The organism is Kribbella sp. NPDC051137 (assembly GCF_040682535.1).
In the GTDB taxonomy this organism is placed as follows: domain Bacteria; phylum Actinomycetota; class Actinomycetes; order Propionibacteriales; family Kribbellaceae; genus Kribbella; species Kribbella karoonensis.
This window is the reverse complement of record NZ_JBFBBI010000006.1, coordinates 628,797-643,533: the sequence shown is the minus strand read 5'-3', so window position 1 is coordinate 643,533 and position 14,737 is coordinate 628,797. Positions and strand designations below refer to the sequence as shown.

At 69.8% G+C, this 14,737-nt stretch carries 15 protein-coding genes; 6 read left to right on the top strand and 9 right to left on the bottom strand.

What is annotated here, in order from left to right:
• Positions 1-80 precede the first annotated feature (80 nt).
• A complete protein-coding gene (dmpI, locus tag AB0M51_RS33795) occupies positions 81-263 on the top strand; it encodes a 4-oxalocrotonate tautomerase DmpI (RefSeq protein ID WP_344192018.1) in 183 nt (60 codons plus the stop codon).
• Here dmpI and AB0M51_RS33790 read toward each other — a convergent pair.
• A complete protein-coding gene (locus AB0M51_RS33790) occupies positions 247-1,296 on the bottom strand; it encodes a saccharopine dehydrogenase NADP-binding domain-containing protein (protein WP_344192020.1) in 1,050 nt (349 codons plus the stop codon). The two genes, dmpI and AB0M51_RS33790, sit on opposite strands and share 17 nt — an antisense overlap.
• Before the next feature lie 75 nt (positions 1,297-1,371).
• On the opposite strand from AB0M51_RS33790, the gene AB0M51_RS33785 reads away from it, so the two are divergent.
• Positions 1,372-1,935, top strand: a complete 564-nt coding sequence (locus tag AB0M51_RS33785; RefSeq protein WP_344192022.1) for a helix-turn-helix domain-containing protein — start codon at positions 1,372-1,374, stop codon at positions 1,933-1,935.
• Here the strand turns inward: AB0M51_RS33785 and AB0M51_RS33780 are convergent.
• The 4 genes from AB0M51_RS33780 to AB0M51_RS33765 are packed head-to-tail and all read right to left on the bottom strand — an operon-like array spanning position 1,909 to position 6,097.
• Complete coding sequence (locus AB0M51_RS33780; RefSeq protein ID WP_344192024.1) at positions 1,909-2,694, bottom strand: metallophosphoesterase; 786 nt, start codon at positions 2,692-2,694, stop codon at positions 1,909-1,911. The genes AB0M51_RS33785 and AB0M51_RS33780 overlap by 27 nt on opposite strands.
• Before the next feature lies 1 nt (position 2,695).
• Complete coding sequence (locus AB0M51_RS33775) at positions 2,696-3,931, bottom strand: Nramp family divalent metal transporter (protein WP_344192026.1); 1,236 nt, start codon at positions 3,929-3,931, stop codon at positions 2,696-2,698.
• A gap of 60 nt (positions 3,932-3,991) precedes the next feature.
• Complete coding sequence (locus tag AB0M51_RS33770) at positions 3,992-4,612, bottom strand: SIMPL domain-containing protein (protein WP_344192028.1); 621 nt, start codon at positions 4,610-4,612, stop codon at positions 3,992-3,994.
• Between the two features lie 21 nt (positions 4,613-4,633).
• Positions 4,634-6,097 carry a restriction endonuclease gene (locus AB0M51_RS33765; protein ID WP_344192030.1) on the bottom strand — a complete coding sequence of 488 codons (1,464 nt, stop codon included), beginning with the start codon at positions 6,095-6,097 and terminating at the stop codon, positions 4,634-4,636.
• Positions 6,098-6,273: 176 nt separating this feature from the next.
• Here AB0M51_RS33765 and AB0M51_RS33760 point away from each other — a divergent pair, with 176 nt between their 5' ends.
• Positions 6,274-7,896 (top strand): AMP-binding protein, encoded by a 1,623-nt coding sequence (locus AB0M51_RS33760; RefSeq protein ID WP_363752001.1) that lies wholly within the window; start codon positions 6,274-6,276, stop codon positions 7,894-7,896.
• On the opposite strand, the gene AB0M51_RS33755 is transcribed toward AB0M51_RS33760, so the two are convergent.
• Complete coding sequence (locus tag AB0M51_RS33755) at positions 7,832-9,004, bottom strand: MFS transporter (protein ID WP_363751998.1); 1,173 nt, start codon at positions 9,002-9,004, stop codon at positions 7,832-7,834. The two genes, AB0M51_RS33760 and AB0M51_RS33755, sit on opposite strands and share 65 nt — an antisense overlap.
• Before the next feature lie 38 nt (positions 9,005-9,042).
• On the opposite strand from AB0M51_RS33755, the gene AB0M51_RS33750 reads away from it, so the two are divergent.
• Positions 9,043-9,468 carry a helix-turn-helix domain-containing protein gene (locus AB0M51_RS33750; protein WP_344192036.1) on the top strand — a complete coding sequence of 142 codons (426 nt, stop codon included), beginning with the start codon at positions 9,043-9,045 and terminating at the stop codon, positions 9,466-9,468.
• Here AB0M51_RS33750 and AB0M51_RS33745 read toward each other — a convergent pair.
• Positions 9,461-10,336 carry a LysR family transcriptional regulator gene (locus tag AB0M51_RS33745; RefSeq protein WP_363751994.1) on the bottom strand — a complete coding sequence of 292 codons (876 nt, stop codon included), beginning with the start codon at positions 10,334-10,336 and terminating at the stop codon, positions 9,461-9,463. The two genes, AB0M51_RS33750 and AB0M51_RS33745, sit on opposite strands and share 8 nt — an antisense overlap.
• A gap of 90 nt (positions 10,337-10,426) precedes the next feature.
• Between AB0M51_RS33745 and AB0M51_RS33740 the strand changes: the two genes are divergently transcribed.
• On the top strand, positions 10,427-11,608 hold the full coding sequence (locus AB0M51_RS33740) for an MFS transporter (protein WP_363751991.1): 1,182 nt from the start codon (positions 10,427-10,429) through the stop codon (positions 11,606-11,608).
• Here the strand turns inward: AB0M51_RS33740 and AB0M51_RS33735 are convergent.
• Positions 11,579-12,529: a R2-like ligand-binding oxidase gene (locus tag AB0M51_RS33735; protein WP_363751988.1), complete on the bottom strand. Its 951-nt coding sequence runs from the start codon at positions 12,527-12,529 to the stop codon at positions 11,579-11,581. The genes AB0M51_RS33740 and AB0M51_RS33735 overlap by 30 nt on opposite strands.
• Entirely contained in the window at positions 12,526-13,119 is a 594-nt protein-coding gene (locus AB0M51_RS33730; RefSeq protein ID WP_344192044.1) for a TetR family transcriptional regulator, read from the bottom strand. The genes AB0M51_RS33735 and AB0M51_RS33730 overlap by 4 nt, the downstream gene beginning before the upstream one ends.
• 161 nt (positions 13,120-13,280) lie before the next feature.
• On the opposite strand from AB0M51_RS33730, the gene larE reads away from it, so the two are divergent.
• Complete coding sequence (gene larE, locus AB0M51_RS33725; RefSeq protein ID WP_363751984.1) at positions 13,281-14,714, top strand: ATP-dependent sacrificial sulfur transferase LarE; 1,434 nt, start codon at positions 13,281-13,283, stop codon at positions 14,712-14,714.
• Positions 14,715-14,737 lie beyond the last annotated feature (23 nt).

The window sequence follows — 14,737 nt, the reverse complement described above, 5'->3', positions numbered from 1 at the left end:
CATCGGATCTGCGTCTCGTTCGGGCCGCCCGAAGCGACTGGAATGGAACGCAGAAACCCCAACGAACGAAAGGGAATCCGATGCCCATCGTCACCGTCCTGCAAGGCCCGCGGACCCCGGAGCTGAAGCGCGAACTCGTCCAGAAGGTCACCGACGCGTTCGTCGACAGCCTCGGCGTACCGGCCGACAGCGTCCAGGTCTGGATCCAGGAGACCCCGCCGGAGAGCTGGGCGATCGGCGGGACGCTCACGGCTGACAAATAGTTGCCCCGGCCGCCTCCGCGAGTTCGGGTCCGAGGGCGCAGGCCGGCGTGTACGCACCGCGCCGGCCTTCGCCGCGGGCCAGTCGTACGGCGGTCTCGGCGGCGGCGCTCGTGGTGAAGTCCATCGCGTCGCCGGTGCGCAGCCACGCCTCCCGCGTCGTACCGTCCGCCCAGGTCACGACCGCGTGACCCCAGGAGTGCTCCCGCGGTCGCGGTGCGGGCTTGAACTCCATCGCCGCCATCCGCCGTACGGCGAACTGCTGCAGCGGAGGGATCTTCAGCAGCGCACCGGCCGCGGGCAGGATCGCCCGGACCAGCGGCGCCGTCGGCAGCAGACCGGTCGTCGCCACGACGTCCGGGGCACCGCTCGCCAGGTGTGCCGCCAGCAACTCGCCCGTCGGACCGCTCGCGGACCTCGCCGTCTGCCCGTCCGGCAACGCGTGCGTCCGCGGATCGGCGGCGAGCCGGGCCGGGACCATGCGCCCGCCCTGATACCGCCTGCCACCGGTCGTCAGCCCCGACACGATGGACTGCGCCAGGGCCTCGCCCAGCTGCCCGGCGGTGATGGCGACCGACGGCAACGCGTCCACCCGCATGGCAGCCGGCGCCGGCCGATCCGCGCACAGCCACGCGACCACCACCTCGGTCCCCAGTACGCCGAACCCCGCGCCGGTGACGAACGTACTGCCGCCCGCCACCGCCTCGTCGTGCAGCGCGAGCAACTGTGGCATCGCGAGCAGGTCGTTGGCCAGGTCAACGTAGTGCCCGCCGGGCAGGCAGGCCCGCGCGATCGGGACGGCGGTCTCGGCGTACCCGCCGATCGTGTTCACCACCACCGCCGGCCGTGCGGCGGCGATCGCGGCGGCCGGATCATCGGTCGCAACCACCTCGGCGTCACCGAGCCCGAGGTCCGCGGCCGTCTTCCGGAGTCGCTCCGCGTTGCGCCCGACCAGCACCGGCGTACCCCCACGGGCCGCCACCTGACGCGCGATCTCCCGCCCGGTCCGGCCGGTGGCACCCAGAATCCAGATCATCACAAGCTCCTTATGTCTCACAGTGTCATCACTCACGATAACACTCTGAGACATCACTGTTGCTAGACTCCCGGTATGGCGCGATGGGACCCCGGTGCGGAGCAGCGGCTGCGGAAGGCCGCGCTCGAGCTGTACGCCGCGCACGGGTACGACGCGGTCACCGTCAACCAGATCGCCGAGCACGCCGGCCTGACCCGCCGCTCGTACTTCCGCTACTTCCCGGACAAGCGAGAGGTCCTGTTCGCCGGCTCCGAACGGCTCCCGGCCGCGGTGCTCGACGCGCTCCGGGCCGTGGACCCCGACGTACGCCCGTGGCCCGCCGTACTGCAGGCTGCCGCGACTGTCGGTGAGCTACTGGCCGAGCTGGCCGAGGATTCCGACGTACGCCGGGCCGTGATCGCCGCGAGCTCCGAGTTGCAGGAGCGCGAGCGGACCAAGCTCGCCTCGGTCACCGCCGCCCTGCGCGACGGGCTCGCGGAGCGCGGGCTGTCCCCCGAGGACGCGACACTCGTGGCACAGATCGGGTCGGCGGTGTTCCAGAACGCGTTCGGTCGCTGGATCGACGGCGGCGGGCAGCAGACCTTCAGGTCCTGCCTGGACGCCGTCGTGGCCTCACTCGGCCGAGAGCTCGACGACTAGGCACGGCCCGCCGTCGAAGGCACCGCCGTCGATGCCGAGCACCAGGCCGTCGGCGTACAGGTGCGGGCCGGTCAGGAACTCCGGGTCGATGTGCAACTGGTCGGCGATGATGCTGTGGCCGTGCACGATCCGCCGGCCGCCGAGGTGCTGCAGCATGATCCGCGCGACCTCCGGGCCGCTGTCGCCGCGGAACGCGTACCGCGACGTCATCCGGCGCCAGACCTCCCACCACACCTCGATGTCGTCGGAGTGCAGCTCGGCCCGGGCGGCGGCGTTGATCTGGTCGAGCGTGTCGCCCCACTCGACGTACTCGGCGGTGTCGGAGTGCATCAGCAGCTGGTCCGCGTCCAGGCCGAGGAACGGCTGGTCGAGCAGCCACGCCACGTCGTCGTCGGTGAGCAGCTCCTGGTCGCGGTCCTGGCCGCCGTTCAGCGCCCAGGAGCGCTCGAAGCTGCGCAGCGTGATGCCGTCGTGCGGGACGAACGTGTCGCCGAACTTGTGCATCCCGAGCGCGAGGATCTCGTGGTTCCCGAGCAGCATCCGGACCGCGCCCTCCGGGGCCTGGCCGATCAGCTCACGGACATAGCGCAGTACGCCGATGCCGTCCGGGCCGCGGTCGAAGAAGTCGCCGAGGAACCACAGCCGGGCGTCCTCGCCGGCCCAGTTGCCGTCGGCATCGGTGAGGCCGGCCGCGTGCAGAGCGGGCTTCAGCTTCTCCAGGTGGCCGTGGATGTCGCTGACGGCGAACACCCGGGTCACGTCAGCCTCGCACGGTCAGCACGATCAGTACGACGTTGAGGGCCGTGACGGCGGTGGCTACCAGGCATGCGGTGAGAGTAGTCGCCCGGCGGTTGACGAGGTCGCCCATGACGCGCCGGGATGCGGTCAATCTCACCAGCGGCCAGAGCGCGCACGGGATGCCGAAGCTCAGCACCACCTGCGAGATCACCAGCGCCCGGCTCGGGTCGATGCCGATCGCAAGCACCAGCAGCGCGGGCGTCAGGGTCACCAGCCGCCGTACGCCGAGCGGCACGCGGCGCTGCCAGAAACCGTCCAGGATCACGGATCCGGCGTACGTCCCGACCGACGAGGAGGCGAAACCGCTGGCCAGCAGGGCGAGCGCGAACAGCAGTGCCGGGAGCTGGCCGATCCGCTCGCCGATCGCGACGTGCGCCGCGTTCAGCGAGTCCGCACCTGTGCCCTTCAGGGCAGCCGCGGCCAGCACGACCATCGCCAGATTGACCGCTCCGGCCAGCGCCATCGCCACCGCGACGTCCAGCCGGGTGGCCCGCAGCACCCGGGACTTGCCGTCCGCGGAACGGATCGCTTTCCAGTGCCGGTCGGTGACGAGGGCGCCGTGCAGCCAGATCGCGTGCGGCATCACGGTCGCGCCGAGCATGCCGGCCGCGAGGACGAGCGACTGGGTGCCGTCCAGCCGCGGCACCAGCCCGCCGACGATGCCGCCGGCGGACGGCCCGGCCTGCGCGGTCGAGACGACGAAGCCGAGCAGTACGACGGCGAGCAGGCCGATGATCGCGGCCTCGAACGGACGCTGCCCGCGTTTCGACTGGTAGATCAGCAGGCCGAACGACACCGCGCCGGTGATCACGCCGCCGAGCAGCAGCGGGAGGTGGAACAGCAGGTTCAGCGCGATCGCCCCGCCGACCACCTCGGCCAGGTCGGTCGCCAGCGCGACCACCTCGGCCTGCGCCCACAGCCCCGTCGAGGTCGACCGTCTGAAGTGGTCACGACAGAGCTGCGGCAGCGTCCGCCCGGTCGCGATACTCGCTTTGGCGGCCAGGTACTGCACCAGCACGGCCATCAGGTTCGCCCCGACCACCACCCAGCACAGGAGATAGCCGTACGTCGCACCGGCGGCGATGTTGGTGGCGAAGTTGCCCGGGTCGACGTACGCAACGGCCGCAACGAACGCCGGTCCGAGCAGTAGCAGCCCGGACCGGTTCAGTTGCCGCCGCAGCGGAGCCGGTGCGTACATGAGAGAAGTCTCTCTGCCTGTACCCACCGCGCAACCCCTGTGCGCGAATTGAGACAGCCGTTACGCCCAGGCGAAGTGCACTTCGAGCGTGACTTCGACACTGGTGTCACCCGGAGTGACGTTGATGGCCGCATCGAAGGGCGCGCCCTTGCTCGCGTTGGCCGCCGCCCGGCGGATCGGGAAGTGGTTCTGCGTCTCCGCGATCGCGGAGACCGCGCCGAGCGAGAACCCGGCGAGCGAGGCGAGATGCTCGGCCTTCGCACGAGCCTGTTGGAAAGCGAGTTCCCGGGCCTGGACGAGCAGCTCGGACTTGTCCTCGATGTCGAACTGCAGCCCGTTCATCGTCAGACTGTTGCCCGCAGCATCTACCGCCGCGTTCAGCAGCGCACCGAACCCGGTCAGCTCCTTCGACTCGACCTGAATCGTGTGTGACGCCTGGTACCCCACGTCCGTGCCGGGCTCCCGATAGTGCTGGAACACGCTCACCGTACTGGTGCTCAAGCGCGACCCCTCGATCCCGTGCGCGCGCAGCGCCGCGACGACCGCTTCCGTCCGCTCACCGACCCTCGCCACCGCCGTCGCAACATCCGGCGCGAACAGCTCGACACCGAGCATCACCCGCAACACGTCGGGCGTACCACTGACCCGCCCTGACCCGACAACACTCACCCCTGTGTCCATACCCGCCAGTCTTGCATCCGATCAGCTGGCACGGCGGACTATTCGGGCGGGGATGTCGTGGAGGTGGCAGAGGGAGAGGAGGGCGGTGCCGTCGATGAGTTGGAGGGGTTTGCCGTTGGCGAACTGGTAGCTGCTGGGCCCGAAGCCTGAGGTGGTGATCAGGATGCCCTTGGTGGCGCCTGCGTCGACGACAGTGCCGAAGAGGTCGCGGACGGCTGACGGGGGAACGGTGCGGGTCCACAGCTTGGCCTGTACGACGAACTTGCCGCCGGTGATCGGGCGTGGGTCGTACGCGACGCAGTCGATGCCGCCGTCGGTGCCGCGGCGGAACAGTCTGGTTTCCAGGCCCATCCGGGTCAGCAGGTTGTGCACCAGGTGCTCGAACGACTCGGGGCTGAGGTCCAGCAGGTTCGGGCGGGCGTCGATCTCGCTGATCACGTCGACCGCCTCGACGATGCGCGGGTCGGTCAGGTCGAACTCCAGCACGGGTTCCACTGGCTGCAGTTCCTCCGGGTGCCGAGACACCTCAGCCGCGAAATAGTGCCGTACGCAGGCCACCGGGTCGAGTTGGTCGAGCACCAGCGCCTGGTACTGCTCCCGGGTCGCCCGCAGCGTGATGAGGCACGGCCGTACGGTCTGACCGGTCGTGAGGTCCACCGACTCCACCATCCCGTTGAACACGACCGTTTCGACCACGCCGTACCGGTCAGTGCCAAAAACGAGGTGCAGCGCGCGTAGTGCGAGCTGTGCGACCAGCTGCTGGTACAGCCGCCGTAACTCGACAGGGTCTCGTGGCACCGCCAGTACGGCGTCCAACGCGCGGTCATAGCGGTACGACGCCTCGGCGGGTACGACGCTGACGTCGGGTAGGTCCCACTCGACCGCGAGCAGCGTGGACTCGGGCACGTACCCGACCTTGTGGCGCCGTGGGAAGCCCAACGGTTCCGGGTGACTGTCCAGCGCCTTCGTGAAGTACCGCATCACGGCCACACGGTCCCGGCCTTCCACGGCCCGTTCGTACGCGTCGATCCGCGCATGCTGTTCCGCGGTTGTCTCGTCGAGCCGGCGCTGTCGCTCGACCTGCTCCCGCAGTGCCTTGGCGACACGCTCGCGGCGGGTCTCCTCGGCGGCCCGGTGCCGTTCGATCGCCTCCGCGAACCGGTCCTCCGCGTCGGCGAGCCGGCGCGCGAACCTGCGTTCGGCACCCCACCACCGGAACCGGCCCGGCGGATGAGGCACGAACGCATCCCAGACAGGCCCGGGATGCGCCTCGAGATCGGCCGGCGACACGGTCGGCGGGGCCCGTCGCGGCGCTCGTTTCAGGGTCTGCAGATCGGTGCCGTGGACGGCGACGGCGAGTGCACCGGCGAGGATGTTCTCCAGCGCCTGGACGTGTTCCCGCACCGCAGCGGTACGTTGCGCCGCCTCGGCTGTGCGGCCGGGCGGACGGTCGCTGCGGGCATGACCTTCGGCAGATCGGCCCATCGCCTCACACCTCTCTACTCCAATGTAACGGTCCAACCACGCTGCGCGACCGAATGTGACGGAGAGTTGGTAAGGACATTGCTTGCCGTCCACCCCCTGTTTCCTGCCGCACGTGCAGGTGCGGCGGCCCGCGTGTGGTCTTGCCGCCTGCGCGGACTCGGGGCGACGATGCAGGGATGAGCCTTCCGTCGTACGCGTCCGGGGTGTCCGAGGTTCCGTTGCTGGGTGAGACGATCGGCGCGAACCTGAGACGGACGATCGGCGAGTACGGCGACCACGAGGCACTGGTGGAGGTCCGGACCGGAAGACGCTGGACGTACGACGAGTTCGGCGCGGAGGTCGAGCTCGTCGCCCGCGGCCTGATGGCGCGCGGGATCGCGAAGGGTGACCGGGTCGGCATCTGGGCGCCGAACCAGGCCGAGTGGACGATCACGCAGTACGCGACCGCGCTGATCGGCGCGATCCTGGTGAACATCAACCCGGCGTACCGCACCCACGAGCTCGCCTACGCGCTGAACCAGTCCGGCGTCCGGATGCTCGTCTCGGCGACCGAGTTCAAGACCAGCAACTACCGCGCGATGGTCGACGAGGTCCGCCCGAACTGCCCGGCGCTCGAGGAGACGATCTACCTCGGCACCGGCGACTGGGACGCGCTCCGCGACGACGCCGACCGGATCACCGTGGAAGAGCTGAACGCCCGCGAGGCCGAGCTGTCCTTCGACGACCCGATCAACATCCAGTACACCAGCGGTACGACGGGCTTCCCGAAGGGTGCGACGCTCAGTCACCACAACATCCTGAACAACGGCTTCTTCGTCACCGAGACGATCGCGTTCACCGCCGAGGACCGGCTCTGCATCCCGGTGCCGTTCTACCACTGCTTCGGCATGGTGATGGGCAACCTCGGCTGCACCACCCATGGCGCCTGCATGGTGATCCCGGGGCCGGCGTTCGACCCGGCCGCGACGCTGCAGGCCGTGCAGGACGAGCGGTGCACCGGGCTGTACGGCGTACCGACGATGTTCATCGCGGAGCTCGGTCTGGCCGACTTCGCGTCGTACGACCTCAGCAGCCTCAGGACCGGCGTGATGGCCGGGTCGCCGTGCCCGGTCGAGGTGATGAAGCGGTGCGTCGCGGACATGCACATGGCCGAGGTCGCGATCTGCTACGGGATGACCGAGACGTCGCCGGTGTCGACGCAGACCCGCCGCGACGACGACCTGGACCGCCGTACGTCGACCGTCGGCCGGGTGATGCCGCACGTCCAGGTGAAACTCGTCGACCCGGCGACCGGGCTGGTCGTGGAGCGCGGCGAGCCGGGGGAGCTGTGCACCCGCGGGTACTCGGTGATGCTCGGCTACTGGGACGAGCCGGAGAAGACCGCCGAGGCGATCGACCAGGCCCGCTGGATGCACACCGGCGACCTCGCGACGATGCGCGACGACGGGTACGTGAACATCGTCGGCCGGATCAAGGACATGGTGATCCGCGGCGGCGAGAACGTGTACCCGCGGGAGATCGAGGAGTTCCTCTACACGCACCCGTCGATCGCGGACGTCCAGGTCGTCGGCGTCCCCGACGAGAAGTACGGCGAGGAGCTGTGCGCCTGGATCAAGCTGAAGCCCGGCGTGGACCCGCTGGACGCGGAGGCGGTACGGGCGTTCGCCACCGGGAAGCTGGCGCACTTCAAGATCCCGAAGTACGTCGTCCTGGTGGACGACTTCCCGATGACGGTCACGGGCAAGATTCGCAAGGTCGAGATGCGGGAGAAGTCCGTCGAACTGCTCGGACTGAGCTGACCAGGGCGCCGAGACCGAAGGCCGCGCCGAGGACGCAGACGGCGGTCCAGCCGGCCCGTTCGTACAGCGCCGTCGAGGCGATCGCCCCGGCGGCGCTGCCGAGCGAGTAGAACACCATGTACGCCCCGATCAGCCGGCCGCCGGAGTCCGGCCGATAGATCATGCTCTGGTTGCTGACGTGGATCGCCTGGACGGCGAGGTCGAGCAGCACGGCCCCGATCGCCAACCCCGCCAGGGAGTGCGCCGTCACGAGCCAACTGGTTGCCAACAGCACCGAAGCTCCGACGGTCACCACCGGCCCGCGCCCCCAATCGGCCAACCGGCCCGCCGGTCCCGCCGCCAGCGCGCCCGCCGCGCCGATCAACCCGAACGCCCCGATCTCGGTGTGCGACAGTCCGCGCTCGCTCAACGGCAACGCGATCGAGGTCCACAAGGTGCTGAACGAAGCAAAGATGAAGAACGCGCGAACAGCACTCTCCCGAAACAGTCGCTCCCGCCAAAGCCCAACAGTAGAACGCAGGAGCTCCCGGTAGCCCAACCTCGGCTGGGGCCGAAGGCCCGGAGCGGGGCGGCCGAAGAGCGCGGTGATCGCCAGGCAAGCGGCGCAGGCGGTCAGGTAGGCGGTCCGCCAGTTGAACAGGTCGGTGAGGACGCCGGAGGTGGTGCGGGCCAGGAGGATGCCGAGCACTATCCCGGTGGTGATCGTGCCGACCGTGCGGCCGCGCTGGGCGGGATCACTCAGCGCGGCGCCGTACGCGACCAGCGACTGGGTGACGACCGCGAGCGCGCCCACGAAGGCCAACCCGATGAACAGCGTCAACGCGTTCCGGGCAAGCGCCGTGACCAGGAGAGCGACGGCCAGTAGCGCGAACTGCAGCCGGATCAGCCGGCGCCGATCGAGGAGATCGCCCAGCGGGACCAGGAAGAACAGCCCGAGCGCGTACCCCGCCTGCGTGACCGTCACGAAGACGCCGACCTTCCCGGCGGCGATCCCGAGGTCCTGCCCGATCGTGACCAGCAGCGGTTGCGCGAAGTACACCGTCGCGACCGCGACACCCGCCGCGACCGCGAGCAGCGCCCGCCCGGCCACTCCAAGATTCGGTTGCATCTTGCTACCGTAAGCGCAGCTGGTAGCATGTTGCAACCATGGTCAAGCGCACCAGATTCGACGACGAGAGCTGCCCGGTAGCTCGCTCGGTGGACGCGGTCGGCGACTGGTGGTCGCTGCTGATCGTCCGCGACGCCTTCGACGGCAGCCGCCGCTTCGGCGACTTCCAGCGCAGCCTCGGCGTCGCGAAGAACATCCTCGCCGCCCGCCTCAGAGCCCTGGTGGACAACGGCATCCTGGAGCACACCGACCGCGACTACACGCTGACCGCGAAGGGCGAGGCCCTCTTCCCGGTCATCGTCGCCCTCCGCCAGTGGGGCGAGTCCTTCGCCTTCGCGCCTGGCGAACAGCATTCGGTACTGCGGGACCGCCGCGACCAGCAGCCGCTCCGCCCGCTGGAGGTCCACGCCGCCGACGGCCGCCTGATCACGGCAGCCGACACCGAGGTGCACAAGGTCAGGTGAGGTACTCCGCGAACGCCCGGATGGAGGGGGTTTCCTCGCCGCGTCGCCAGATGAAGGCGAGGGCTGATTCTGGGAAGCCGGTGAGCGGGACGGTGGTGAGGTCGGCGCGGCGGTTGTTCGTGCCCGTGGGTTGGCAGATCAGCATCGCGCCGCGGCCGGCGGCGATCAGCGACAGGCCCTCCTGCAGCGTGGCGACCTCGGGGCCGCGGTGGATGAGCGCGCCGCTCGGGGTCTGGGTGGGAGCCTGCGCCTGACGCCAGTACCCGGGCGCCGGGCCGGAGAACGCGATCAGGGTCTCGCCGGCCAACTCCTCGGCGTCGACCGAGTCCCGTCCGGCCAGCCGGTGCTGTTTGCAGACCGCGAGCGTCTGCGGGTGCCGCGAGAAGACCGGACCGACGACCAGATCGTCCTCGGCGACCGGGAGCAGTACGACGGCCGCGTCGACCATGCGCCGCCGGAGTCCGCCGAACGGGTCGTTCAGCGGCAGTTCGCAGACGCTGATCCGGCAGTTCGGGTTGCGTTCCTGGAACGCCGACACCGCCCGCAGGATCTCGTCGCCGGCGGTTCCCTGGAACCCGATCCGCAGTGTCCCGCCCGCGGCGGCGGCGTACTCGCGGGCGTTCTCGACGACCCGCTCCAGCGCCGCGTACGCCGGCCGCAGGGAGGTCAGGAACTCCTTGCCCAACGGTGTCAGCGCCACCCGCCGGCTGGTCCGCTCGAACAACGGCCCGCCGATCCGCCGCTCCAGTGACTGCAGCAGCTGGCTGACCCGGCCCTGCGACAGGTAGAGCCGTTCCGCCGTACGCCCGAAGTGCAACTCGTCCGCCAGAACGAGAAAGCATTCCAGCTCCCGTACGTCGAGCGCCACGTCGCACTCCTCCGATCGATCAGTCCTACTAATACAAGCATCACCAGATCGTCGTTGTTCCGCACCGGTCGTCGGCCGCTCACTGGTGACATGACAACAATCTGCGCCGACACGACCCGGACGCATGGGTGGGCGGCGTCCGTGACGATGGCGGCCACCGTGTTCACGGTGGTGACCGCCGAGATGCTTCCCGTCGGGCTGCTGACGCCGATGAGCGACTCCCTGCACGTGACGGAAGGCGCCGCGGGCCTGGCTCTGACAGCAACAGGTGTCACCTCAGCGGTTGCCGCGCCGGTGCTCCCGTTGCTGCTGGGAAAGGTGGACCGCCGAGCGGTCCTGGGTGGACTGATGGTTCTGCTTGCCGCGTCCGCGTTCGCGGCCGCTGTCACGTCGGCGTTCGCGGCCGCTGTCACGTCGGCGTTCGTCGTGCTGATGGTCGCGAGGGTCGTGATGGGCGTCTCGATCGGCGGCGTCTGGCTCTTCACGGTCAGCCTCGCGCGTCGCGTCGTACCGGAGCACGCCGCAGGTCCCGCGACGAGCCTGATCTTCTCCGGTATCGGCGTCGCCTCGGTCCTGGGGATCCCGGCCGGCGCGTATGTCGGTGAGCTGGCCGGCTGGCGCTGGGCGTTCGCCGGCGTCGGCGTACTCGCGCTGATCCTGGCCGTTGCCCTGAGCATCCATTTGCCGAGCCTCCCGCCGGAGCGGGCCGTCCGGCTGTCCGACGTCCGGGAGGTCATCGAGCTACGCCAGGTACGGGTGGGGCTCGTCCTGGTCGCGTTGATCGTCACCGGCCACTTCGCGGCGTACACCTACGTCCGCCCGCTCCTCGAAGCGCACGTCGCCCCGGCGCTGATCGGTGCGTTCCTGCTCGCGTACGGCGTGGCCGGTGTCCTCGGCAACTTCCTCACCGGCGCCCTCCGGCCGCGCCGCGCCCTGATCGTGATCGCCACCGGCATCGCTCTCACGGCGTTGGCAATGCCAACCATCGGATCCTCGGCGGCCGGATCGCTTGTGCTGCTGGTGATCTGGGGTCTCGCGTACGGCGGTACGACGGTCAGCACCCAGGCGTGGGCGCACGCCGCGGCGCCCAGTGCCCCCGAATCATCGTCCGCTGTCCTGGTGGGGGTGTACAACGGATCGATCGCACTTGGCGCCTTCACCGGCGGCCAGGTCGCCGACCACTTCGGCACGGCGACGGTCACCTGGCTTCCCGCGGTCCTCGCGACCTCGGCGCTTGTCGTGCTACTGGCGAACCGCCGCCAGCGCGGCTGAGTCCTCGTCGCCGAAGGTGTCCTCGAGTTTCTCCGGGGAGTAGTCGAGGTCGATGCCGGCGAGGTCCGCGCCGACCGCCGACTCGATCGCGCCGAGCCGGCGGGTGGCGCGGTCGCCGGCGTACGTCATCAGCGCGGTCGGGTTGATCTCCGGCGGGAGCTCGGGGGAGTTGTCCATCGCCCACTGGATCTGCGTCAGCGCGTGCGGGAGGAGCTCCTCCATCGTGTCGGTGACGACCTTCCAGTTCGACTCGTCGGCGGCGACGTGCCGGCGGCAGGTGAACGTGCCCCAGGCCATGTGCCGGCGCTCGTCGTCACCGATCCTGCGGATCAGCTCCTGCATGCCGGGCAGTACGCCGCGGGACGTGCAGAGCAGGTTCCACGCGTGGTACCCGGTGAGGGCGAGCGTGCCTTCGACGACATGGTTGTACGTCACCGACGCGCGGACCTGGTTCCTCGGTGACGGGTCGTCGGCCAGCGACTTCAGGGCGACCGGTAGCGCCTCGTAGAAGATCGCGCGGTACCCGGGGTTGTTCTCGACGTACCGGTGCAGGTCCTCGGTGACGCCGACCGCGTCCAGCCAGAGCCGGAACACCGCGGTGTGCTTGGCCTCCTCGAAACAGAACTGGGTCAGGTACATCTCGTCGCCGAACCGACCCTCGGCGGACATGGCCTGCAGGAACGGCTGCAGATCCTCGGTGACCGCCTCCTCGCCCGCGATGAACTGCGAGCAGAGCATCAACGCGTTGTCCTTGTCGTTGTCGCCCAGCTCCTGCCAGTCCTTCGCGTCCTGGCTGAAGTCGATGTCCCGCGGGTTCCAGAACTTGCGATTGCCCTTGTCGAAGAGCCGGAGCGGCAGCGCGTCCCAGTTGAGCCCGCCGGCCCTCAACGAGCTGAAGCCCTGCCTGTGCAGATCGTTCATACGTGCAACCTCCGGGATTCGGCAAGGAACGGTGAGAGGACGCGGGCCAGTTGCGCCGCCACCACCGCGGGGGAAGGGCCCGGGGTGACGATGTGGCTGATGACGACGCGCAACGCGACGTCGACGCAACTGGTCGCGTCCTCGGCGGGCACCTCCGGCCAGTGCTCCCTGACATGGGCATCCAGCCGGAGGTGTGCCAGCTCCAGCACCTGCTGTCCCCGTGTCGTCAGCAGCTGACTGGCCTGGTCCGATCCCGGCTGGCTCAGCGCGGCCTTCACCAGCGGGGTCTCCCCGGCCAGCGTGAGGGCCCGTTCGACCGCGGCCCGGAGGCCGTCGATCGGGTCGGACTTCTCGGCGAGCGCTGCGTTCACGTCCAGCAGGAACCGCTCGGTCTCGCGTGCCGCGACGGCCTCCAGTACGCCCCACTTGTCCCCGAACTCGTTGTAGACGGTCTGCCGGGACACCCCGGTCCGACGAGCGACCTCCGCCATCCGGAGCCCGTCGTACCCACCTGTCTCGATGGCGTCCTGCGCAGCGTCCAGCAACTCGTCACGAAGGCGGCGTTTGGTCCGATCGGCGAACGAGTCCATGCCGACGAGGGTTTACAAAAACATCAAAGATGTCAAGAGCCAGGACAGTGTGTCCTCGAATGTCAATCGTGGATGAGCGTGCGGGACCGGGTGGGTGACGGGTCACGTAGTGTGGGGGTGTGTCGACCGCCGCTCTTGAATCTGCCCCCGATACCGCCGACGTGCCGGAGTTGGTCGTCGGGTTCGACCTGGACATGACGTTGATCGACTCGCGGCCGGGGATCCAGGCGGTGTGGGACCTGCTGGCCGCGGAGACCGGCGTACCGATCGACTCCGAGCTGGTCGTCAGCCGGCTCGGGCCGCCGCTGACCTGGGAGATGGCGAACTGGTTCCCGCCCGAGCAGGTCGACGCGATGGTCGCGCGGTACCGCGAGCACTACCCGGAGCACGCGATCAGCGGCAGCCTGCCGCTGCCCGGTGTGGCCGAGTCGCTGGCCGCGATCCGGGCGCTCCGCGGGCGCACGATGGTGGTGTCCGCGAAGTACACGCCGTCGGTCCGGCTGCACCTGGAGCACCTCGGCCTGGACGTCGACGAGCCGGTCGGCGACCTGCACGGCGCCGAGAAGGGTACGGCGCTGCGTGAGCACCGCGCGACGGTCTTCGTCGGCGACCACACCGCGGACATCGACGGCGCGCACGCGGCCGGCGCGGTCGCGGTGTCGGTGGCGACCGGGCCGTTCAGCGCGGACGAGCTCCGCGCGTACGGCGCCGACGTCGTACTGAACGACCTGACCGAGTTCCCCGCGTGGCTCGACGAGTACGTGCTCGAGCAGCGGCTCGAGGCGTTGATGCGACGGCTGTCGTCGTACGACAAGATGGTCGTCGCGTTCAGCGGCGGCGCCGACTCGGCGTTCCTGCTGGCGGCCGCGGCGCGGGCGATCGGCCCGGCGAACGTGATCGCCGCGACCGCCGTCTCGCCGTCGTTGCCGTCCGCCGAACTGGAGCCGGCGGCGCGGTTCGCGGACAGCCTCGGCGTCCGGCATGTCACCCCGCACACGCACGAGATGGAGCGCGAGGGATACCAGGCGAACTCGGGTGCCCGGTGTTACTTCTGCAAGGCCGAGCTGATCGAGACGCTGCAGCCGATCGCCGACGAGTTCGGCATCACCGCGATCGCCACCGGCACCAACGCCGACGACGCGATCGCGGGCTTCCGGCCGGGGATCCGCGCGGCCCACGAACGCGGCGCGCTGACGCCGCTGAAGGACGCCCGGCTGACCAAGACCCAGATCCGTACGGCGTCGCGCAGCTGGGGACTCGAGACCTCGGACAAGCCGGCCGCGGCGTGCCTGTCGAGCCGGATCGCGTACGGCATCCGGATCACCCCGAACCTGCTCGTCCGGGTCGACCGCGCCGAGCAGGCGGTCCGCTCGCGGCTGACGTCGTACGGCGTCGAGAACGTCCGCGTGCGCGACCTCGGGGACAGCGCCTCGATCGAGATCGACGCGGCGCTGCTGGACCGGGTGGACCAGCAGGAGCTGGTGGACGCGGTGGTCGCGGCGGGGTTCACGACCGCGCAGGTCGACCCGCGCGGATTCCGCTCCGGATCGATGAACGAGCGGCTGCCGGAGCCCGAGAAGTACCGCGACCTCTGAGGGGTGCGGGACGCTGCCGGATC